The 21,655-nt window shown below is 66.0% G+C and carries 20 protein-coding genes; 11 read left to right on the top strand and 9 right to left on the bottom strand.

The features are described from left to right. Positions 1–22: 22 nt before the first annotated feature. A complete protein-coding gene (locus AC1VXC_RS16460) occupies positions 23–1,234 on the bottom strand; it encodes an MFS transporter (protein WP_481539821.1) in 1,212 nt (403 codons plus the stop codon). Next, the gene (locus AC1VXC_RS16455; RefSeq protein WP_481539820.1) at positions 1,231–1,659 is read right to left on the bottom strand and encodes a MarR family winged helix-turn-helix transcriptional regulator; all 429 of its coding nucleotides are present in this window, start codon (positions 1,657–1,659) and stop codon (positions 1,231–1,233) included. The genes AC1VXC_RS16460 and AC1VXC_RS16455 overlap by 4 nt, the downstream gene beginning before the upstream one ends. A gap of 34 nt (positions 1,660–1,693) precedes the next feature. On the opposite strand from AC1VXC_RS16455, the gene AC1VXC_RS16450 reads away from it, so the two are divergent. Continuing rightward, positions 1,694–2,110, top strand: coding sequence for a hypothetical protein (locus AC1VXC_RS16450; RefSeq protein ID WP_482995071.1), 417 nt, complete (start codon positions 1,694–1,696; stop codon positions 2,108–2,110). A 194-nt stretch (positions 2,111–2,304) separates the two neighbouring features. On the opposite strand, the gene AC1VXC_RS16445 is transcribed toward AC1VXC_RS16450, so the two are convergent. Then, positions 2,305–4,503 carry a TonB-dependent receptor gene (locus AC1VXC_RS16445; RefSeq protein ID WP_481539483.1) on the bottom strand — a complete coding sequence of 733 codons (2,199 nt, stop codon included), beginning with the start codon at positions 4,501–4,503 and terminating at the stop codon, positions 2,305–2,307. Between the two features lie 139 nt (positions 4,504–4,642). On the opposite strand from AC1VXC_RS16445, the gene AC1VXC_RS16440 reads away from it, so the two are divergent. Both AC1VXC_RS16440 and AC1VXC_RS16435 read left to right on the top strand, forming a co-directional pair. After that, positions 4,643–5,059 carry a MerC domain-containing protein gene (locus AC1VXC_RS16440; RefSeq protein ID WP_313169246.1) on the top strand — a complete coding sequence of 139 codons (417 nt, stop codon included), beginning with the start codon at positions 4,643–4,645 and terminating at the stop codon, positions 5,057–5,059. Positions 5,060–5,164: 105 nt separating this feature from the next. Continuing rightward, the gene (locus AC1VXC_RS16435) at positions 5,165–5,344 is read left to right on the top strand and encodes a 30S ribosomal protein THX (RefSeq protein WP_293708723.1); all 180 of its coding nucleotides are present in this window, start codon (positions 5,165–5,167) and stop codon (positions 5,342–5,344) included. A gap of 106 nt (positions 5,345–5,450) precedes the next feature. Here AC1VXC_RS16435 and AC1VXC_RS16430 read toward each other — a convergent pair whose 3' ends face one another. From AC1VXC_RS16430 to AC1VXC_RS16420, 3 genes are all read right to left on the bottom strand, one after another. Next, the gene (locus tag AC1VXC_RS16430; protein WP_481539482.1) at positions 5,451–6,701 is read right to left on the bottom strand and encodes an alkaline phosphatase family protein; all 1,251 of its coding nucleotides are present in this window, start codon (positions 6,699–6,701) and stop codon (positions 5,451–5,453) included. A 121-nt stretch (positions 6,702–6,822) separates the two neighbouring features. Next, positions 6,823–7,335, bottom strand: coding sequence for a methylated-DNA--[protein]-cysteine S-methyltransferase (locus tag AC1VXC_RS16425; protein ID WP_481539481.1), 513 nt, complete (start codon positions 7,333–7,335; stop codon positions 6,823–6,825). Next, positions 7,332–8,822 (bottom strand): DNA-3-methyladenine glycosylase 2 family protein, encoded by a 1,491-nt coding sequence (locus AC1VXC_RS16420; RefSeq protein WP_481539480.1) that lies wholly within the window; start codon positions 8,820–8,822, stop codon positions 7,332–7,334. The genes AC1VXC_RS16425 and AC1VXC_RS16420 overlap by 4 nt, the downstream gene beginning before the upstream one ends. A gap of 165 nt (positions 8,823–8,987) precedes the next feature. Here AC1VXC_RS16420 and AC1VXC_RS16415 point away from each other — a divergent pair, with 165 nt between their 5' ends. The 3 genes from AC1VXC_RS16415 to ubiM all read left to right on the top strand — a co-directional run bounded on the left by AC1VXC_RS16415 (position 8,988) and on the right by ubiM (position 12,110). Next, a complete protein-coding gene (locus AC1VXC_RS16415) occupies positions 8,988–10,151 on the top strand; it encodes a COG3904 family protein (RefSeq protein WP_313169253.1) in 1,164 nt (387 codons plus the stop codon). A gap of 79 nt (positions 10,152–10,230) precedes the next feature. After that, on the top strand, positions 10,231–10,782 hold the full coding sequence (locus AC1VXC_RS16410) for a DUF4019 domain-containing protein (RefSeq protein ID WP_313169255.1): 552 nt from the start codon (positions 10,231–10,233) through the stop codon (positions 10,780–10,782). Between the two features lie 149 nt (positions 10,783–10,931). Beyond that, positions 10,932–12,110, top strand: coding sequence for a 5-demethoxyubiquinol-8 5-hydroxylase UbiM (ubiM, locus tag AC1VXC_RS16405; RefSeq protein ID WP_481539479.1), 1,179 nt, complete (start codon positions 10,932–10,934; stop codon positions 12,108–12,110). Between the two features lie 179 nt (positions 12,111–12,289). On the opposite strand, the gene AC1VXC_RS16400 is transcribed toward ubiM, so the two are convergent. Further along, positions 12,290–12,547: an RNA-binding S4 domain-containing protein gene (locus tag AC1VXC_RS16400; RefSeq protein WP_313170178.1), complete on the bottom strand. Its 258-nt coding sequence runs from the start codon at positions 12,545–12,547 to the stop codon at positions 12,290–12,292. A 196-nt stretch (positions 12,548–12,743) separates the two neighbouring features. Between AC1VXC_RS16400 and AC1VXC_RS16395 the strand changes: the two genes are divergently transcribed. The 5 genes from AC1VXC_RS16395 (at position 12,744) to AC1VXC_RS16375 (ending at position 19,713) form a co-directional block, all read left to right on the top strand. Further along, on the top strand, positions 12,744–14,696 hold the full coding sequence (locus AC1VXC_RS16395; RefSeq protein WP_313169258.1) for a DEAD/DEAH box helicase: 1,953 nt from the start codon (positions 12,744–12,746) through the stop codon (positions 14,694–14,696). Between the two features lie 238 nt (positions 14,697–14,934). Continuing rightward, entirely contained in the window at positions 14,935–16,560 is a 1,626-nt protein-coding gene (locus AC1VXC_RS16390) for a GGDEF domain-containing protein (RefSeq protein ID WP_481539478.1), read from the top strand. Positions 16,561–16,615: 55 nt separating this feature from the next. Further along, on the top strand, positions 16,616–17,338 hold the full coding sequence (locus tag AC1VXC_RS16385) for a pseudouridine synthase (protein WP_313169262.1): 723 nt from the start codon (positions 16,616–16,618) through the stop codon (positions 17,336–17,338). A gap of 81 nt (positions 17,339–17,419) precedes the next feature. Further along, a complete protein-coding gene (locus AC1VXC_RS16380) occupies positions 17,420–18,484 on the top strand; it encodes a sensor domain-containing diguanylate cyclase (RefSeq protein ID WP_313169264.1) in 1,065 nt (354 codons plus the stop codon). Between the two features lie 68 nt (positions 18,485–18,552). Further along, positions 18,553–19,713 (top strand): AAA family ATPase, encoded by a 1,161-nt coding sequence (locus tag AC1VXC_RS16375; RefSeq protein WP_481539477.1) that lies wholly within the window; start codon positions 18,553–18,555, stop codon positions 19,711–19,713. Here the strand turns inward: AC1VXC_RS16375 and AC1VXC_RS16370 are convergent, their stop codons facing one another. Then, positions 19,714–20,634: a DMT family transporter gene (locus AC1VXC_RS16370; RefSeq protein WP_313169268.1), complete on the bottom strand. Its 921-nt coding sequence runs from the start codon at positions 20,632–20,634 to the stop codon at positions 19,714–19,716. 46 nt (positions 20,635–20,680) lie between these two features. Beyond that, positions 20,681–21,508 (bottom strand): DUF72 domain-containing protein, encoded by an 828-nt coding sequence (locus AC1VXC_RS16365; RefSeq protein WP_313170180.1) that lies wholly within the window; start codon positions 21,506–21,508, stop codon positions 20,681–20,683. Positions 21,509–21,655: the final 147 nt, after the last annotated feature.

Below are 21,655 nucleotides of genomic sequence, written 5' to 3'. Positions count from 1 at the left end.
TTGTTGCAGCGCTAGTTTCTGTTCAGCCGCTAGCGAGCTGGCGGCGCAATGGCGCTTCGCGGATCGGCAGGTTGACCAGGGCTGCAGCGGCGGCCAGCGCCATGTCGGCGTACCACATCCAGCTGTAGTCGCCGCCATATTCCAATGCCACGCCGCCGAGCCAGGCACCGAAGAACGCGCCGATCTGGTGCGAGAGCAGGGTCAGGCCGAACAAGGTGCCCATATGGCGTGGGCCGAACAGCTTGCCGACCAGGCCGGCGGTGGGTGGCACCGTGGCCAGCCAGGTGAAGCCGAGCACTGCAGCGAACACATAGAAGGTCATCGGCGTGGGTGGCGACACCAGATAGACGGCGATCAGCACCGCACGGCTGAGGTACATCCAGAACAACAGCCATTTCATGCGGAAACGCTCGCCAAGCGCGCCGATGATCAGGCTGCCGGCCACATTGAACAGGCCGATCAGCGCAATCGACACCGAGGCCACGCTTGGCGACAAGCCGCACAGGGCGATCTCGCCGGGCAGGTGGGTGACCAGGAAGGCGATATGCACGCCGCAGGTGAAGAAGCCCAGGTGCAGGCACCAGTAGCTGCGGTCACGCAGGGCGCGCTGCAACTGCGGACGCAGGGCTTCGCCATCATCCGTGCCGACACTGCGCGGTGCGCGCTTGCGCAGTGGCCAGGCCAGCGGCAATGACAGCAGCACGATCAGCGCCAGTGCATACAGCGCCTTGACCCAGCCGAAGGCGCTGAGCAGCAGTTGCACCAATGGCGCGAACAGGAACTGGCCCAGCGACCCGCCGGCGTTGATGATGCCGGCCGCCATCGAACGCTTCTGCGCGGGGATGCGCCAGGCGGTGGCACCGATCAGCACCGAGAAGCTGCCCGCGCCCGCACCGGCGGCCAGCAGCAGGCCGAAGCTGAGATTCAGCCCCCAGGCACCGGGCAGCAGGGTTGCGGCGAACAGGCCGATGGCCAGCAGCAGACCGCCGCCGACCAGTACCGGGAGTGACCCGCGTTGGTCGGCCATGGCGCCGAACAGGGGCTGCACCGCGCCCCAGACAAACTGGCCGATCGCCAGCGAGAAGCTGATCTGGGCAATGCCCAGGCCGGTGGCGGCGTGGATTGGGTCGATCAGCAGGCCACTGGTCTGGCGCACGCCCATGGTGACCATCAGGATGCTGGAGGCGGCGAGCAACAGCAGCCAGGGCGTGCGCGTCGGGGCTTGCGTGCTCATGCTGGCCGCTCCTGTTCCAGCGCGTGGTTGAGGGCTTCCAGTTGCTGGTTGAGGTTGTTGATGCGGGTGCTGCCGAACAGGGCTTCGACCTCCTGCTGCGCTTGCTGCCAGAGCGGGAAGGCCTTGTGCAGGCGACGTTTTCCGGCGGCGGTGATCTGCAACTGGCGCTGGCGGGAGTCCTGGCCGGGTGCCGCGTTGAGCAGGCCGGCCTCGAGCAGCGGCTTGACGTTGCGGGTGAGGGTGGTGCGGTCCATGCCCAGCGCATCGGCGAGCTCGCCCAGCGGGCGTGCCTGGCTGGCGCGGCGCAGGATGGAGTAGGCGTTGAGGCTCAGCTCGGCCGCGGCGAGGTGGCGGTCATAGAGCTGGGAAACGCGGCGCGTGGCGCGGCGCAGCTGGAAGCAGGTGCAGGGGCTGAGGGCGTCCATCGGCGTTGTCGGCGGGGCGATGGCGGGAGTTGATGTGTATATGCACGTAATTGCGAGTGGTGGTGAAGGGTGGCTGGCAGACTTTGTTGCTGTTGCTGTTGCTGTTGCTGTTGCTGTTGCTGTTGCTGCTTTTGCCGTTGCTCTTGCCGCTGCAGTGGTTCTTTCTTTGCTTTTGCTTTTGGCTTTGGCTTTGGCTTTGGCTTCGGCTTCGGCTTCGGCTTCGGCTTTGGCTTTGGCTTTGGCCTTGGCCTTGGCCTTGGCTTCGGCTTTGGCGTCAGCTTTCCCTTCTCCCGCTTGCGGGGGAAGGTGCCCGGAGGGCGGATGGGGGGCGCTTTTGATCCGGCTTTGTTGTGTTTTTAAATGGGCTTCTCAGCAAGTTGGTCAGAGAAGAAAACCACCTTGCGGTGGTTTTCATCTGTGCTCGGATTGCAGGGGGTGGGGCAGAGGATGAAGAGCAAAAGCTAAAGAGCAGAAGCTAAAGAGCAGAAGCTAAAGAGCAGAAGCAGAAGCTTGCCCTCACCCCTACCCCTCTCCCGCAGGCGGGAGAGGGGACAGCAAAAGCGACAGCAAAAGCCACAGCAAAAGCCACAGCAAAAGCCACAGCAAAAGCCACAGCTCAAAGCCACTGCGGCCGTTGGCAATCGCTTAGAACCAGGCGCGTATACCAAACGCCACGCCACGACCCGGCAGCGGCGAATAATCCCGCAGCAACGAGGTATGCGGCCTTGCCTCACGGTTGGTCAGGTTGCTGCCGTCCAGGAAGACCTCGTAGCTGTTGCTGCCACTGCGGTCCCAACGATAGGCAAGATGGGCATCGACCAGCGTGTAGGCAGTGCTCGGCTCTTCGTTCTGCGCCACGTCCTTCTGGCTGCCATAGCGCACGGCGCCCAACGAGGCGCGCCAGCCGCCCAGCGACCAATGCAGGTCGGCACCGACACGGGCCGGGGAGATGCGCGGCAGATAGCCGCCATTGGCCAGGTCGACGTTGTAATGGTGCGCGTGATCACCATGCGGCACGGCGATGTCGACATTGCGGGTGCCGCTGCCATCCAGCTCGGCCTTGACGTAATCGCCGAACACACGCAGGTCCCAATCACCGGCCAGGCCTTCGATCATGTGCCAGGTGGCCTCGGCCTCGGCCCCCTTGAAGGTGGCATCGTTCTGGGTCCAGCTGCGGACCGGCAAACCACCTTCGACCACGCCGGTGTCGGCCAGGTAGATGAAGTCCTTGAATTTGGTCTGGTAGATCGCCGCCTGTACATCGATGCGCTCGTTATGGGCGTGCAGGCCCAGCTCGACGCGACGACCACGCTCGGTGTCCATGTTGGCGTTGCCGATTTCCAGCGAGCGGGTGGCGATGTGGGCGCCAGCGGCGTACAGCTCTTCGTTGGTCGGCGCACGTTCGGAGGCATCCACGCCAAAGCGCAGATCGAAGGTGTCGTTCAACGCCCAGATGCCGGACGCGGAAAGATTGGTAGCACCAAAGCTGCGGTTGCGCTGGGCATCGTTGGGATCCAGCTTGACCCGGTCATGGCGTGCGCCCAGCTCCAGCTTGAATGGGCCGAACTGTTTTTCCTGCAGCACGAAGGCACCAAGGGTGTCGGTGGTGGTGCCCGGTACGAAGGCTTCCTCACCGATCGCACCAAAATCGCTGCTGCCGAACTGCAGGCCGAAGGCGCCTTCCCAGCCGGCCAGTGGCTGCTGCACGGCTTCCAGTCGGCCTTCATAGCCTTTGTTGGTGAAGCGGGTGGACGGTGTGCCGGCTTCCAGCTCGGTGTGCTCGTAATCGGTGTAGCCACCGCGCAGGGTCAGGCTCTTCAGGAAGGAGGTCGGGTTGTACAGGCCGCCCTTCAGGTCGAAGCGGTTCTGCACCATGTCAATGCGCACGTCATGCTCTTCACCTTCCTCTGCATGGTCGTGATCGTGGTCATCATGGTCGTGGCCATGGTCATCGTCGGCATGTACATGGGCGCCGTTGGGGATGCCGTAGTTGCTGCGGTAGGTGCCCAGCGATGCGCCGAGGTAGCCGCTTTCACCGAACCAGGTAGCGCCGAAGCCGCCGGCGCGGGTGCGTACCGAGCTGTTCTCCAGGCGGCCGCGGGGACCGAGCTCGTCGCTGTCGCCGTCATGGTCGTCATGGTCATCGGCGTCCAAAGCGTGCGGGTCGATGGCATAGCCGGGGATGCGGTAGTCATCGCCATTGCGGACCAGGCCGTCCACATGCAGCACAAGGTTGTCGCCGCTGACCCCGTCCAGGCGGAACATGCCGCTGCGTTCTTCATTGACCGAGTTGCCACGCAGTTCGGCGCGGCCGCTGAGCGGACGGTCCGGTACCTCGCTGGCAATGCGGCCATCCACTACGTTGACCGCGCCGCCAATGGCGCCGCTGCCGAACAGCAGGGTTGCCGGGCCCTTCAGCACTTCGATCTGGTCGGCCAGGAACGGTTCGATGCTGGAGGCGTGGTCGGCGCTGACCGTGGAGGCATCCATGTTGCCGACGCCATTGGCGACAACCGCCACACGCGGACCTTCCTGACCACGGATGATCGGGCGGCCCACGCCGGGGCCGAAGAAGGTGCTCTGCACGCCGGGCAGCTTGGCCACGGTGTCACCCAGGGTGCCGGACTTGTGCTCGTCCAGGTCGGTGCCGGCCAGCACGTCGACCGGGCGCGCCAGTGATTCGGCCGAACCCTGCAAGGGCGAGGCGGTGACCTTGACCGCACTCAGTTCGGTCAGGTGATGGCTCTGCCCGGCGTCGTCATCCGCGGCACTGGCAACGGCAGGCAGGGCGGCGACAAGGGCGAGGAACAGCAGGTGGTGCTGGGTGCGACGGGGGAAGGGCATGAGCGTTCCTTTGTTACTGTGTATCACTTGGGTGGCAGGCTGAACCGGTCGTGGCAGCGGGACTGACACAGGAGGTTCGGGCGGGAAGGACAATAATGTTATATTATTCCATAACGTTCTGCCGCCCCTGCTGGAAGTCATGCCCACCCCATCTACCGGATTACGCAAATTCCTGGATCGCTTTGGAGCCACCGGCTCGCTGATCTGTGCGGTGCACTGCGCGGTGTTGCCGGCCCTGCTGGCGGTCGCGCCGGCACTGGGCCTGTCGTTCTGGCTCAGTGACGGGGTGGAAGCCAGCATCGTCATCTTCGTCACCGTGCTGGGGCTGTTCAGCCTGATCTGGGGCTATCTGCGCCACCGCGCGCTGATGGCGCTGCTGTTGCTGGTGCCGGGCCTGGTGTTGCTGTGGGCTGGCCTGCTGCATCCCGAGCTGCACCATTCGCGCGTCCCGCATGCGGTGGTGATGACCCTGGGTGGTGTGTTGGTGGGGTTGGCGCATGTGGTCAACCTGCGCTTGAACCACGTGCATGTGCATGACGCCAGCTGCGCACATTGAGGGGCGCATGGTAGGCTTTCTGTCCATGCGCGAGGGTGCTTGCTGTGACCCCGCCAAACCCGTGCTCGCACGGGGTAACTGATTACAAACCAAGGAGTTGACGACATGGGTAAGGGTGACCGTAAGACCGCCAAGGGCAAGCGCTACAACGCCAGTTATGGCAATTCGCGCTCGCACGTGAGCAAGGTGGCCGTGGGCGCTGCCGCGCCGGTCGCCAAGAAGACTGTCGCCAAGGCCCCGGCCAAGAAGGCCGTTGCCAAGAAGACCGTCGCCAAGGCCGGCTGATCCAGCCCGGCAGTGGTTACAGAAAAGCGGCGCATTGCGCCGCTTTTTTTGTGTCCGTGATGGATCCCGGGTGCGCTGCGCTTACCCGGGCTACCCCCGGGTTACCTCACTTCGATTGGCGTAGTGCCTGCTCGAGTGCACGTGGGTCGCCATCGTTGGGCTGGGCCGGGATGCCGATCAGGCGGGTAAGCAGCGGATAGACGTCGACGTTGTCGAAGGCGGTGAGCTGCTTGCCCTGCGCGAAGGCCGGGCCCCGTGCGACGAATACCGCCTGCATCGACGGCAGCGCCGGATCATAACCATGCGAGCCGCGGTCGCCTGGCGGGCGCTTTGCGATGTCGTTGCGAGTCAATGCATCCCAGCCCTCCTGCATCTGGCAGATGATGGCCGGCACGCGCGGGTTGCTGCCGTAGTGCCAGCGCCTTGGCAGCTGCGCCTTGTTCCAGCACTGGTAGTGCGCGTGCTCGCCGAGCAGCGCCTTTTCCGCGGCGGCCTGCTTGCCCGGCAGCGGTGCGAAGCCTACCGATTGACCTACCGACACCACCTTGGCGATATCTGCCGAAACCATGTCTTCGATGGCCACCGCATTGCCGGCCTTGACCGTTGCCATGCCGTGGTCGGATACGACAATTACGTTGGTGTGGTCGAGCGAGCCGTCGCGGCGCATGCCGTCGACCAACTGGCCGATGGCGGCATCAACTTGCTGCAATGCTGCTTTGTACTCGGGCGAATCCGGGCCGTGCCCATGCCCGGCCTTGTCCACCTGCTCCATATAGGTGGCGACGAAGCGTGGGGTGATCGCGTCCGGTTCGCCGTGCAGCCAGGCCAGTACCTGGTTCATGCGCTCGGCCAGCGGCACGCTTTCGTCGTACATGCGCCACTGGTTGGCGTGCAGGCCGCGCACCGGTGCTTCGCTGCCCGGCCACGACCAGGTGGCGCTCTTCAGCCCGGCCTTGCGCACGCTGACCCAGATCGGCTCGCCGCCATCCCACCAGGCCGCGTTCTGTACGGCGGTGCGGTCACTGACCTTGAATTCGCCAAGCGCATCGGCGCTCATCGCGTTGTGCACCAGGCCATGGTGGTCCGGGCGCAGGCCGGTGACCAGGGTGTAGTGATTGGGGAAGGTGAGCGAGGGATAGGACGGGCGCATGCCAACGCTGCGCACGCCTTCACGCGCCAGGCGCATCAGGTTTGGGCTGTCCGCGTCATTGAGTTTGTCGGCGCGCAGGCCGTCGATGGAAATCATCAATACCGTGGGCGGTACGTCCGGGACCGCGTTTGGCGAGGAGGGGGTAGTGGCGCAGGCGGCAAGCAGTGCACAGGCCACTGCCGTGGCCGAAATACGTAGAAAAGTCATGGCGCCATTCTAGGCCGCGCCGGTGACCGTACAAATACAACCTTCGTCAGGTTGTCAGCGTTTGATCCAACGCGTAGTCCCGTAGCCCGGGTAAGCACCGCGCACCCGGGAGCAACCACACTCAGGCAAACAGATCCGCCACCCGCTCACCTGCGCTGGGCACGCCCTCCAGCTTCAACAACGCCGCCTTGGTCGGCAGCCCGCCACCGAAGCCGGTCAGCGCGCCGTTGTTGCCGATCACCCGATGGCAGGGCAGCACGATCGGCAGCGGGTTGCGGCCATTGGCGGCACCTACCGCGCGCGTGGCGGTGGGGCGGCCAATGCACTCGGCCAGCTGGCGGTAACTCCAGGTCGCGCCGAACGGAATCTGCGCCAGCGTGTGCCAGACCTGCAACTGGAACGCGGTGCCCACCGGGGCAAGGGGCAGCCCGAAATGCTGGCGCTCGCCGCGCAGGTATTCGAGCAACTGCCGGCGGGGTTCGGCGACGGCGTCGGGGTCGCGTTGCCAATGCTCGCGGCCCTTGGCGTCGTGGCGGTTCTCGGCGAACAGGATGTGGCGTACGCCGACCTGGTCGACGGCGACAGTCAGTGCGCCGATCGGGCTGTCGAAGCGGTCGTAGTAGAGGGTGTTCATGCCGTGGCCTCCGTAGCGGGCTTGGGGTTCTTTCGTTCCGTGGGCACTGCCAGGTGCCACAGGTGCAATACCGCGTAGGCGCGCCAAGGGCGCCACGGTTGCGAGCGGCGTTCGGTTTCGCGTTCGCTCAGGCGCTGGCCTTCGCCCAATACCTGCTGCAACACCAGGTCGCCGGCGGGGAAGGCGTCGGACAGGCCCATCGCCCGCAGCGCCATGTAGTGCGCTGTCCACGGCCCAATGCCAGGCAGGGCAGTGGCTTTCTGCACGAAGCTTTCCAGCGTCTGCGCGCGACTGAAATCCAGGCGCTGTTCGGCACAGGCGCGGGCGATGGCGCGCAGGGTGGCGGCGCGGGTCCGCGGCAGGCCGATGCTTTCCAGAGGGGCTTCGACCAGCGTTGCCGGGGCGGGAAACTGGCGATCCAGGCCTTCCGGCATGCCAGGCAGGTGTTCACCAAACCGGTCCACCAGGCGCCGCGCCAGCGTGGTGGCAGCAGCAACGCTGACCTGCTGTCCCAGCACGGCGCGCGCTGCGACCTCGAAGCCGTCCCAGCCGCCGGGGATGCGCAGCCCTGGGCGTTCGGCGATGCCGCGTGCGAGCAGGGGCTCCTGGCCCAGCGCCGCATGGACGGTGCGCAGGTCGGCATCCAGATCGAACACGCGCCGCACCTTGGCAACGATGGCGGGGATGGACCGTGGATCGGTGGTGCCGAGTTGCAGGCGCAGTTCCGGGCGCCTCGGATCGGCACTGACCCGGATCAGGCTGGCCACGCCATTGGCGACGACCACGCGCTGGTAGCTGCTTTCGTCGATGTATTCGATGCCGGGCAAGGAACGGCGGCGCAGGAAGGCCAGCATCAGTGGGAAGTCCAACGGCGGCCGGTAGGCCAGGCGCAGCACCGGTTCGCCGCCGGCTACCGTGCCATGCTGCTTGCGCAGGGCGCTGGGCGGCATGCCGCAACCGTCGAGGAAGGCGCTGTTGAAGCGGCGCAGGCTGTTGAAGCCGGCGGCCAATGCGATCTGGGTCACCGGTAGCGCGGTTTCGGTCAGCAATTGCTTGGCCAGCAGCAGGCGGCGGGTGGTGTGCAGTTGCGCCGGGGTCGCACCGAGCCTGGCCACGAACAGGCGCTGCAACTGGCGCGCGCTGATGCCCATCGCCTCGGCCAGGGCAGTGGCCGGCTGCTCCTGCAGCATGCCTTCGTTGAGTAGGGCCAATGCCTGGTGCAGGGTCTGATCGTGCAGCAGATTGGCGTCATCGGGTGACAACTCCGGGCGGCAGCGCAGGCAGGGCCGGTAACCGGCGGCGCTGGCGGCAGCGGCGCTGGGGTAGTAGCTGACGTTCTCCGGCTTCGGCGGCGGTGCAGGGCACACCGGCCGGCAATAGATGCCGGTGCTGCGCACGGCGGTGAAGAACAGGCCGTCGAAGCGCGCATCGCGGGCCAGGCGGGCTTGTTCGCATTGCATATGTGCGGGCATCAGGAGGTTCTGCATGGGCACAGTCTAGGCGTGGACGGGGATGCCCACTGGCCATTTTCGGACATCAATGCGCGCGACGCTGTGTTGATTCACCGGGCGTTGCAGCAGGATGGGTATTGCGCACTAGACTGTTCACCTTCCTGGCGTGGCTGCGCCGTAGTACGGATCTGATTGCTCTCCATGTTGCCCAAGTTCTGGTGGTCGCCGTTGTTGTGCATCGGGCTGTTGGCCTGCAATCCGCCGACCGGCGACAAGAAGCCTGTGGCGGATCCCGCCGCCGCGCTGGCCGCCGATGGCGACCACATGGTGTCCATCAATGCCGCCGATGCGCCGGTTCCACCCGCACCGGTGCTGCCGGCCAAGGACAAGCCGTGGCCCGAGCTGGTGCTGGAAAATGGCAAGGCCTGGATCAGCTGTGGCACCGACTATGCAGGCGAGAACGGCGACGGTAGCGAGCTGGCGGCACTGGACCGTGCCAGCATGGATGCGGCACTGGAGCCCTGCAAGGAACGCGGGCTGCTGCGGGTGCGCTATGCGGGCAAGATCAATCCCTCATTCGCAGCCATGGTGACGCGCCTTGCCGTCGTCGCCGATGCGATGAAGATCAGCAAGCGCATCCTCGACCTGGATTCCAGCGGTGGCCAGGTGGAAGCGGCCATCGTCGCCGGTGACAGCATCGGTGAGTCGGGCTGGACCATCTGGGTGCGCGAAGGCTCGGTCTGCCACAGCGCCTGCGTGTTCGTGCTGGCCGCAGGTGACAACCGCTTGATCTCCGGCAAGGTCGGTATCCACCGGATGATGCGCATCAGCTCCACCGCCACCTCGCGTGCGGAGTTGAACAAGGAGCTGCACGAGGTCTATGACAACGTGAAGGACTACCTGCAGCGCAACGGCGTGGCCGTGGGCGTTGCCGACCTGATGATGACCGTGCCCAACCGCAGCCTGCGCGTGCTGACCAGCGACGAGCTCAAGCAGTATGGCCTGGACGGCACCAACGCGGTGCAGGATGACCTGGAGCGGATCAAGCAGATGCGCAAGTGTGGCGATGATTTCGTACGCCGCAAGGATGCCTTCCTCATCGCCTTTGACCGCGACTGCAAGGTGGAAGGGGCGGACCTTGAGGCGGTCACCGCCTGTGGGCAGACCTTGAAGGAGCAGTTCGGCTTCCCGGATGAAACCTGCCCGGAGGAAAGTCCGTTGTCGGAGATCGATACCGCGATGTTGGCGCCGATGCCGACGACCCTGCCTACCGGTGCTGCGGCAGTCGGGGCTGCGCCGGCGGTGGTGGCCGCGCCCGCGCCCGCCGTCACCGCACAAGTCGGTGCATCCGGCACACGTAAATGAACAAGCGGGGCGATGCGCAAGGTCGCAAACCGTGATTGGATTGGCATTCCGTCCAACTGAAAGCGTCATGGAGAGAGCTATGCGATCCAGTTGTTTGTTGATGGTGTTGTCCCTGGCCGTGCCCGTCGCAAGCGTTTTTGCGCAGGCGCCTGCCGCTGCCCCCACTGCGGCGCCTGCGCCTGCGCGGGCCGCCGCTACGCCGCCTGCCGCCGCACGGCCGGCACCGGCGTTGAGCGCAGCGCAGCAGGCGCAGGTCGCCAAGCAGGATGCGGAGATGACCGCCGCCGCGCAGCGCGTGGCCCAACTGGTCGACAGCCAGCAGGCGGCTTCGGTGTGGGACGGGGCCTCGGCCGTGGCGCGCAAGGCGGTGACCCGCGACGTCTTCGCCAACAACGTCAACGCCGATCGCGCCAAGCTGGGCGCGCTGGTGTCGCGTGGCAAGCCCTCGATCACCCGTGTGCAGTACCCGGCCGGTGCCTCGGTGCCGGAAGGCATCTATCTGAACGTCAGTTTCCCGACCCGCTTTGCCAACAACGCGCAGCCGGTGCGCGAGCTGGTCTCCTTCCGCCTGGACGAGGACAAGGTATGGCGCGCCTCCGGGTATAGCGTGCGCGCGGCCTCGGCAAACTAACCAAGCGCCATCACGGTCGCGACATCGCACACGGGCGCCGCAGGGCGCCCGCTGTGTTTGCGTGCTCATTGCCTTGGGGCTGATCTGGATCAATGAATCCTTACGCCGGCCTGCTTACGCTCCCTGCGGTAGGCCTAACGGAGTGGCATATGCGCAAGGTGGATGTGGTGGTGGTGGGAGCCGGTCCGGCCGGCTTGAGTCTGGCCCGCAGCCTGGCGGGCAGTGGCCTGTCACTGGCAGTGATCGAACCACAGCCGTTGGCGGCGCTGGCCGAGCCGGCTTTCGATGGTCGCGAGATCGCGCTGACCCATGCTTCCCGTCAGATCATGCGCAGCATGGGCCTGTGGCAGCGTATTGACCCGGGCGAGATCTCGTCGTTGCGCAGCGCCAAGGTAATGAACGGCAGCTCGCCGTTCGCGCTGGGCTTTGCCGCGCAGGGCGAAGGGGTCGAGGAACTGGGCTGGCTGATCCCCAATCACCTGATCCGGCGTGCCGCCTGGGAGGCAGTGCAGGGGCAGGCCGGGCTGGAACTGCTGGATGGCCGCTCGGTGACTGCAGTCGATGCCGGCGACGCCTTCACTACGGTGACGCTGAGCGACGGCAGCCAATTGGGCGCACGTTTGGTCGTTGCCGCCGACAGCCGCTTCTCGGCGACCCGGCGGATGATGGGCATCGGCGCGCAGATGCGCGACTTCGGCAAGTCCATGCTGGTCTGCCGGATGCAGTGCGAGCGTCCGCATGAACATGCCGCCTGGGAATGGTTTGGCTACGAACGCACCCTGGCGATGCTGCCGTTGCCGGGCAACCAGGCTTCGGCAGTCATCACCATGCCACCGCAGCAGCTGCAGCAGTTGCTGGCGATGGATGAGGTCGCCTTTGGACGAACCGTCAGCGGTTTCTTCGAGCATCGCCTGGGCGAAATGACCCAGATGGGAACGCGCCATGCCTATCCGCTGGTGGGCGTGTATGCGCACCGCTTCGTCGGCAGGCGTTACGCCCTGATTGGCGATGCGGCGGTCGGCATGCACCCGGTCACCGCGCACGGCTTCAATTTTGGCCTGCAGAGCCAGCAACGGCTGGCGCGGCTGGTGCTGGAGGCGGTGCGTGGCGGTGGCGATATCGGCGCGGACGGGCTGCTGGCCAATTACCAGCGCGGCCACCGACTGGCGACGCGGCCGCTGTACGAGGCCACCAATGCCATTGCCGGGCTCTATAACGACAGCCGGCTGCCGGCACGCCTGCTGCGCGGCGCGGCGTTGCGGGCCGCGCAGGGCGTGGTTCCGTTCAGGAAGTTGATTGCCGGGCACCTGACCCAAGCGCGCGCGTAGCGGGCCTTTGGGACAGGTGGGGCGGGCTTGTGGGAGCGGCGTAAGCCGCCAAGCCAATGGTGGTGGCGGGTATAGGGTGCTGACAGGCTGCCGGCTTCGCGGCTTATGCCGCCCCTACAAACGCTGCAGCCCTGAGGGGGCGCGGGGAAAGCCCCGGCCGAGCATGGCTCGGCACTACATCACTCGTCTTCGTCGTCTTCTTCGGCGCGATTCGGGTCCGGATCGGCGATCACGTTGATCCGGACATCGCCCAGTTCGACCTGCTGGCCGCCGCGGATCTTGCAGGCCTTGCGCAGCTCGACCACGCCGTCGACGCTGACCTGGCCCTGGCCAATGATCACCTTGGCCTCGCCGCCACTGCTGACCAGATCGGTCAGTTTCAGCAGCTGCTTCAGTTCCACGTAGTCGCGGTCAAGTTCAAAATCGATGGTCTGCATGGTGTTCACGGAGAAAAACGGGTGGTATTGTGCGCTATCGGCGACCCGTGCGGGTGCTCCAACAGGGGCCAAGCGGCGGCCGGTTGTGTTCGTAAGCTGAACGCAAATCTAGCCATGCGCGACAGCAGAGCTGTTTAGAGCGCACAATATGCGTCTTTTCGCCCGCCCGTTCGCGGCGGTGCCCCCGGAGTTACCCATGTCCCAAGATACCCCCGCGCCGCTGCTGTTCGCAGATCTCGGCCTGTCCGAGCCTGTGATGAAGGCAGTGGCCGATGTCGGTTACGAGACCCCGTCACCGATCCAGGCTGCCACCATTCCGGCCATGCTGGAAGGCCGTGACGTGCTCGGCCAGGCGCAGACCGGCACCGGCAAGACCGGCGCCTTCGCGCTGCCGGTGCTGTCCAACATCAATCTTTCCGCCACCAAGCCGCAGGTGCTGGTGCTGGCGCCAACCCGCGAACTGGCCATCCAGGTCGCCGAGGCATTCCAGACCTACTCGGCGTCGATGCCGGGCTTCCGCGTGCTGCCGGTATACGGTGGTCAGCCCTATGGCCAGCAGCTGTCGGCGCTGCGCCGCGGCGTCCACGTCGTGGTCGGCACCCCGGGCCGCGTGATCGATCACCTCGATCGCGGCACCCTGGACCTGTCCGAGTTGAAGACGCTGGTGCTGGACGAAGCCGATGAAATGCTGCGCATGGGCTTCATCGACGACGTCGAGGCCGTGCTCAAGAAGCTGCCGGAAAGCCGCCAGGTTGCCCTGTTCTCGGCCACCATGCCGCAGCAGATCCGCCGTATCGCGCAGACCTATCTGCGCAATCCGGTGGAAGTGACCATCGCTTCCAAGACCACCACCTCGGCCAATATCCGCCAGCGTTACTGGTGGGTGGCTGGCATGCACAAGCTCGATGCGCTGACCCGCATCCTTGAGGTCGAGCCGTTCGACGCGATGATCATCTTCGCGCGTACCAAGGCCGGCACCGAGGAATTGGCCGGCAAGCTGCAGGCGCGTGGCCTGGCCGCGGCCGCCATCAACGGCGACATGCAGCAGGCCCAGCGCGAGCGCACCATCGGCCAGCTGAAGGAAGGCAAGCTGGACATCCTGGTGGCCACCGACGTGGCGGCCCGTGGCCTGGACGTGGAGCGCATCAGCCACGTGCTGAACTACGACATCCCGTACGACACCGAAAGCTATGTGCACCGCATTGGCCGTACCGGTCGTGCCGGCCGCAGCGGTGAGGCGATCCTGTTCGTCACCCCGCGCGAAAAGGGCATGCTGCGCCAGATCGAGCGCGCTACCCGCCAGCCGATCGAGGAAATGCAGCTGCCGACCGTTGACGCGGTCAATGACCACCGCGTGAGCAAGTTCATGGACCGCATCAGCCAGGCCCTGGCTGCCGGCGACATGGATTTCTACCGCGATCTGCTGCAGCGCTACGAAGGCGAGCACAACGTGCCGGCGATCGACATCGCTGCCGCACTGGCCAAGCTGCTGCAGGGTGATGCACCGTTCCTGCTGACCCCGCCGGTGCGCGAGCGCCGCGAGCAGTCGTTCGATCGCAGCGAGCGTCCGTCGCGCGATGGTGGTTTCCACCGCCGTGACGAACGTGGTGAGCGCCCGGCCCGCTTCGAACCGCGTTTTGAGCGTGCGCCGCGCCATGACGACGGTGAGCGCGCGCCGCGTCCGTCGCGCGGCGAAGGTGACTTCGAGTCGCGTCCGCGTCGCGAAATGCCGCCGCGCAGCGCGCCGGAGTTCGGCATGGAGACCTACCGCATTGAAGTCGGTCACACCCATGGCGTGAAGCCGGCCAACATCGTCGGCGCCATCGCCAACGAGGCCGGCCTGGAAAGCCGCTTCATCGGCCGCATCGACATCCATGACGGTCACTCGGTGCTGGATCTGCCGGCTGACATGCCCAGCGACGTGCTGCAGCACCTTAAGAAGGTGTGGGTGTCGGGCCAGCAGTTGCAGATGCGCAAGGTCGAGGCAGGCGAGGACCATGGTGCCGCGGCACCGTCGTTCAAGCCGCGCTTCGACAAGGGTGAAGGCAAGCCGGGTGGTCGTCCGTCCGGCCCGCGCGGCCCGCGTCCCGGCGGTCCGGGTGGTTCGCGTCCGGGTGGCTTCAAGCCGCGCGGTCCGCGCAACTACTGATCCAGCCAATCCAAGGCATGACCAGACAACCCCGGCAATGCCGGGGTTGTCTGTTTTGACTGTTTGCCGGCTTGCCAGGACAAGGCGGGGCAACAACCGCAAGCCGCGACCGCCTTCACGTACTGCTCGCAGCGGGATATTGCGATAATGCCCGCTGTCCGCGTCGGGGAACGCGAAAGGGAAGGTCATGGCAGAAGGGGGAGGGGCAGTTGCTGGGGGGGTGAGGCGTGGATGGGCCGTGCTCCTGTTGCTGTCGACGCTCTTCAGCCTGTGGCCGCTGCTGGGCGCCGCCCAGCCATTGCTGGTCGATCATGACTTCCTGATTGCCGGTGCCGCGACGGATGAACAGGCCCCCTTGCGTGCCTGCAGCGCCGAGTCGCTGGCGCGCATGCGCCCGGCGATAGAAATAGCCGCTCCCGACGGCGGCTGGTCCGGCGCGCCACAAGGCGTGGGGGTGTTCAACGTCTTTGCCGGCGAAGTGATGATTTTCCACGGTGATCGGCAGGTCTGTGGCGACATGCAGGATGCGCGCACACGCGATTCGCGTTTCCGTGCCGGTGTAGGCCTGGTGGTGGTGCCGAAACAGGGCACGGTGGAGCCGATCCGGGTGGCCTGGGAGTCGCCGTTGAAGGCGCGTTGGATTCCCACGGTGCACCTCGGTGCACCCAGTCCGCTGCAGCAAGAGGACACCCTGCGCCTGGTGGTCCGCACCGCCTGCGTGGCGATTGCACTGGCCCTGGCGTTGTCGGCCCTGATGGGTTTCGCGACCACGCGCGGGCGTGATTTCCTGGTCTATACCCTGGTCTGTGCGTTGTTGGTGGTCTGGCAGGCGGTATTGAGCGGACTGAGCGGCTATCCCGAACCATGGTTGCCATTGGGTCGGCATGCACCGGTGTGGATGGTTTCGGTGTCCGCACTCAGCTATGCAGTGATGGGCTGGGTACTGTGGCGCATGTGCGGTGGGCGGCGCGTGCTGCGTGGCTCGCGTCGCTGGATGCAGGTGCTGATCGTCGCGCTGGGCGTGGTCGCGCTGGCGGCGCCGTTGATGTCTTGGCCGGTGCTGGCGTGGATGGCGGTGGCGCTGGACGACCTGTTCACGCTGATCTGCCTGACGTCGGTCGGCATCGCCATTGTTGCCTTGCGGCGTCGTTACTACCAGGCGCTGGACGGCCTGGTGGCGGTGATTCCCTTGCTGGTGATGGCATTGGCGGACCTGATGGACAACCGCCTGCTGGTGGAATTCCGGGTCGAGGCGATCCAGGTATCGGTTACCTGGTTCCTGATGATGGCGGCGTACTCACTCAATCGCAGCCTCAGCCAACTGCGCCAGCAGCGCGATGAGATGCGTGAACTTGCCGATACCGATACCTTGACCGGCCTGCCCAACCGGCGCGCCGGCCTGCGCCAGCTCGATCACTACCTGCGGGAGGCCAAGGCCGCCGGGCAGCCGTTGTCGATCGGTTTCCTGGATATCGATCTGTTCAAGCAGATCAACGACCGTTATGGCCACGATGGCGGCGATGAAGTATTGGTTTCGGTGGCCGGGACCCTGCTGACCGGCGTGCGCAGCCGCAGCGACGTGATCCGCATGGGCGGCGAGGAGTTCCTGATCCTGCTGCCGGGCATCGGTGCCGATGCGGCGCGGCCGCGGCTGGAGCAACTGCGCGAGAAAGCCACCGTGCAGGCACGCGGGCTCAAGCACGAGGGCCTGATCGTCACCGCGAGTATCGGCCTGGCCGAGTTGCAGTACCGCGACAATGATGTGGCGGGATTGTTGCGGCGGGCCGACAACGCCATGTACCAGGCCAAGCGCAGCGGCCGCGACCAGGTGGTGGACGCGCGCGATATTCAGGAAGTGCCCTGAACAGCGTGGGCTGGCCGCGCTGTTCCGGCCGCGGGCGATGGCGGATAATTCGCCGATGACAATTCGAATCAACAAGCACATCGCCGAAACCGGCTTCTGTTCGCGCCGTGAGGCCGACCGCCTGCTCGCCGCCCGTCGTGTCACCGTCAACGGCATCGTCGCCGGCACCGGTGCGGTGGTCGGTGAAGGCGACGAGGTCAAGGTGGATGGCCAACCGTTGCGGGCGCGCGCGGTGCAGAAGAGCACCGGTCGCCGCCACGTCTATATCGCGCTGAACAAGCCGGTGGGTGTCACCTGCACCACCGAAAGCGCAGTCAAGGACAACATCGTCGATTTCGTCGGCCACGAGCAGCGCATCTTCCCCATCGGCCGCCTGGACAAGGATTCCGAAGGCCTGATCCTGATGACCAGCAACGGCGATATCGTCAACCAGATCCTGCGTGCCGAAAACGGCCACCAGAAGGAGTATCTGGTGGCGGTCAACAAACCGGTCACCGATGAATTCCTGCGCGGCATGGCGCGTGGCGTGCGCATCCACAACGAGATGACCTTGCCTTGCCGTACCAGCCGCATCGCCAAATATGGCTTCCGCATCATCCTGGAGCAGGGCTTGAACCGGCAGATCCGCCTGATGGCGGCCGAGTTCGGTTTCCGCGTCACCCAGCTGCGCCGCGTACGCATCGACAACATCAAGATCGGCGCGCTCAAGCCGGGCCAATGGCGCAACCTCACCGAGCAGGAACTGCGCGGCCTGCTGCCGCAACAGCAGCAGTGGTGAAGTGTGACGCGCTCACCGCGCCTTGCGCGCGGTGCCGCTAGACTCGGCTGCGCTCTCCATCCAGCCGCTTCGGATCCGCGCATGATCAAGCCCGCATTGCCCGCCAACGAAACCGAACGTCTTGCCGCGTTGCAGCGTTACCGCGTGCTGGACACCGCACGCGAGCAGGAATTCGATGACCTGGTGACGATTGCCCGCACCATCTGCGGGACGCCGATGGGGGCGGTTACCCTGATCGATCAGCACCGGCAATGGTTCAAGGCGCTGCAGGGGCTCGATGGCGAACAGACTCCGCGTGACGAGGCCTTCTGCGCGCACACCATCCTCACTCCGCAAGAGCTGACGGTGGTTACCGATGCCCGCCAGGACCAACGCTTCAGTGGCAATCCATCGGTGCTGGGTGACCCGCATATCCGCTTCTACGCTGGCGCGCCGTTGCTGACCAGCGAAGGGTATGCACTGGGCTCGCTATGCGTGTTCGATTCGGTGCCGTCGCAACTCGGCACCCCGCAGGCCGAGGCGCTGCGCGCGCTGTCGCGTCAGGTCAGTCGCTTGCTGGAGATGCGTCTGCTGCGGATCGAGATCGATCACCACCAGGTCGAGCACGAGTGGTACGAGGCGCGGCTGGTCGAGTACTACCAGCAGCTGGAGCAGGCCAACCTGGAGCTGTCCGAGCAGACCCGTACCGATCCACTGACCGGTCTGCCCAATCGACGCGCCCTGTCCGCCGCGCTTTCGGAGGCGATCGAACGGGCAGCGGAGGTGCCGCCCGCGGTTGCCATCGTCGATATCGACCACTTCAAGATGGTCAATGACATCCATGGCCATGCCGAGGGTGATCGGGTGCTTACCGAGCTGTCGAGCGTATTGAGATCGCAGTTCGCCGGGCGTGGCATGGCGGCCCGCTATGGCGGCGAGGAGTTCGTGATCCTGATGCCGGATACTCCCCTGCAACAGGCCGAGCTGCAGTGCGAATATCTGCGTGAGTCGGTGGGTCTGCTACCGATCGGCCTGCCGATCTCGATCAGCATCGGCCTGGCCGTGCACCGCAGCGGTGAAACACCGGGCGATACCCTGCGCCGCGCCGATGCCGCGCTCTACCAGGCCAAGGCCGAAGGCCGCGACCGGGTGGTGGTGGCCGGCTGAGCCTGCGTCTCGACGTCTGCGACCGGGCGCGGGCATGCTGGGCCAGCTCCTGATGCCGTGAGAACCCCATGCTGCAGACCCTGGCTGTCGCCAACTACCGTTCCCTGCATGAGCTGGCCGTGCCGCTGGCGCGGCTGAACCTGGTCACCGGCGACAACGGCAGTGGCAAATCCAGTCTCTACCGCGCGCTGCGGCTACTGGCGCAGACCGCGCGTGGTGGCGTGGCCACCGCGCTGGCCGGCGAGGGCGGGCTGGAATCGGCGCTGTGGGCCGGTCCGGAACGGATAAGCCGGGCCATGCGCGAGGGCGAGATGCCGATGCAGGGCACGGTGCGCAGTACGCCGGTGTCATTGCAGCTGGGGTTTGCCGCCGAAGACTTCGGCTATGCGATCGACCTGGGCCTGCCGGTGCCGGGCAACTCGATGTTCGACCGCGACCCGCAGATCAAGAACGAAAGCATCTGGGCCGGGCCCTTCCTGCGCAGCAGCAACCTGCTGGTCGAGCGGCGCGGCAGCGTGGTGCGGCGCCGGGCAGGCCGCAGTTGGGAGGTGGTGGAAGAACACCTGTCCGGCTTCGACAGCCTTTTCAGCCAGTTGGCCGATCCGCAGCGCATGCCGGAAGTGCTGGCCCTGCGCGAGTACATCCGCCGCTGGCGCTTCCACGACCATTTCCGTTCCGATGCCGCTGCCCCGGCGCGCCAGCCGTGCATGGCGATACGTACGCCGGTGCTGGCCGATGATGGCCATGACCTGGCGGCGGCCTGGCAGACCATCATCGAGATCGGCGATGGGCAGGGCCTGCAGCGCTCGCTGGAGGATGCGTTCCCGGGGGCGCAGGTGCGGATCGAGGGCTGGGAGGGGCGCTTGTCGCTGAAGTTCGCGCAGCCCGGTCTGTTGCGTCCGCTGGCGGCCAGTGAGTTGTCCGATGGCACCCTGCGCTACCTGTTGCTGATTGCCGCGCTGCACACGCCACGACCGCCCCCGTTGCTGGTGCTCAACGAGCCGGAAACCAGCCTGCATCCGGACCTGCTGCCGGCGCTGGCGCGCTTGATCATCAACGCAGCGGCGCGCAGTCAGCTGTGGGTGGTGTCGCATGCCTCGCGGCTGATCGCCGCGCTGCAGGAGGACCCCGCCTGCAATGCGCTGCGCCTGCACAAGGAATTCGGCCAGACCCGGCTGTGGGGCGTTGGCAATCTGGAAGGGCCGGCCTGGTACTGGCCGCAGCGTTGATCAGGCGACCGGGCCAGTGGCGGCTTGTGGACGCAGGCGGTTGAGCAGTGGGTGCAGGAATACGCCGCCCAGGATGATCGCCACGCCGAGGTAGAACTGCGGCGTCAGTTCGTGCTGCTCGCCCAGGAACAGCATCGCCAGCAGGATCGCGTAGACCGGCTCCAGGTTGGTGACCAGCTGCACCGTATAGGCGCTGAGGTGCTTGAGCGCGACCAGCGCCAGGGCAAACGGCAGCAGCGTGCACAGCCCGGACAGTGCCAGCAGCAACAGGCCGTCGTGCAGGTTGGGCAGCACCCACAGGTCGCTGGCCAGGGCCGGCAGCAGCAGCGGCATGGCCGGTGCCAGCAGGGTCAGGGTCAGGGTGCCGGCGCCGAGCTCCAGCGCGGTGACCGTCAATGGATCAGCGTGGCCGACCATGCGCTTGTTGAACGAGCCGAAGATGGCCACCAGCAGCGCGGAAACCGCACCCACCGCCACACCCAGTCGCATGCCATCGGGCACGCCACCAACCACCAGCGCCACACCGGGCAGCACGATCACGCCCAGCGCCAGTTCGCGCAGTTGGAACGGACGCCGCGCGATCCACGGTTCGATGATGGCGGTGAACACCGGCGCCAGTGCGATGCAGGTGGCAGCCACCGACGCATTGGCCAGCTTCACCGCGCCGTAGAAGGTGAGCCAATGCAGCGCGACCAGCGCGCCGATGCCGGCATAGCCCAGCACCAGCCGCGGGTTCAAGCCGGACAGGCCGCGCCATACCCGCGGCAACAGTGCCAGCATCGCCACCACCAGCAACATCCGCCACCACACCAGTGGCAGTGCCGGTAGCGTGATCAGCTTGCCGAGGATGGCAGTGACGCCCCACAGCAGGACGCAGAAATGGATCTGCAGGAGGGCTTTGCGGGTGTCGTTGGTAGGCATCGGCGTATTGTCGCCGATGCAGGTGACAAGCGCCGCGTCGCCGCCTTCAGTTTTTATCGACCAGCTGCTGCAACGCGCGTGCAGCCGCCGGGTTGCGGTGCTTGGCCGCGCTGATGAAGTAGAGGAAGACCTCACGCGGCGCGGCGGCGGGCAGGGGCGCGGCCAGATGCGGCAGGTCCGGGTTGTCTTCGCCCTTGCGCCAGCGTTGGATGCGCGCGGCCCACTGCTGCAGTTCGTCAGCTGGATAACCGGTGACGTGCTGGTCGCGGCTGCCCATCAGCCGCGCATAGACAAAGTCGCCGGACAGGTCGGCGGCGTTGGGGTAGTCACTGGCATCGGTATAGACCAGGGCGATACCTTGCTGGCGGATCAATGCGACCAGTTCCGCATCGAAACACGCGGGATCGCGCACCTCCACGGCATGCCGCTGGCGGCGACCGTTGACCTGCGCTGGCAGCAGTTGCAGGAAGGCTGCCAGATCATCGCGGTCGAGGGTTCGCCCGGCTTCGAACTGCCAGACCAGCGGGCCGAGGCGATCACCCAGATGGCTGATGCCATCGATGAAGTCCTCGATCTGCCCGCCGGTGCTGGCCAGTTTGCGCGCGGTGACAATCCGCTTGGGCGCCTTGGCCGAAAACACGAAGCCTTCCGGCGTGGCATCGCGCCAAGCGGTGTAGATGTGCGGCTTCTGCGCGCCGTAGTAGGTGCCGTTGATTTCGATGCTGGTCAGCTGCTGGCTGGCGTATTCCAGCTCACGGCGCTGCACCAGCCCGACCGGGTAGAAGGTGCCGCCGCGCCACGGCACATAGGTCCAGCCACCGATGCCGATGTGGACGCCGGGTGTGTGCGGCGCGCTCGCAAACAGATCGTTCAACGCAAAGCCCCGATGGGTGTAGGAACGGCGCAAGCCGCGAAGCCGACAATGTACCCGCACAAGGTAGTGCCGAGCCATGCTCGGCAAGGGGGCTTTACCAGCCAAGCCATCGGTGGTGATGCGCTGCATGTAACGCCCCTGCCGAGC

It is taken from the genome of Stenotrophomonas sp. STEN033 (genome assembly GCF_056856655.1).
This window is presented reverse-complemented; position numbering and strand designations above follow the sequence as displayed.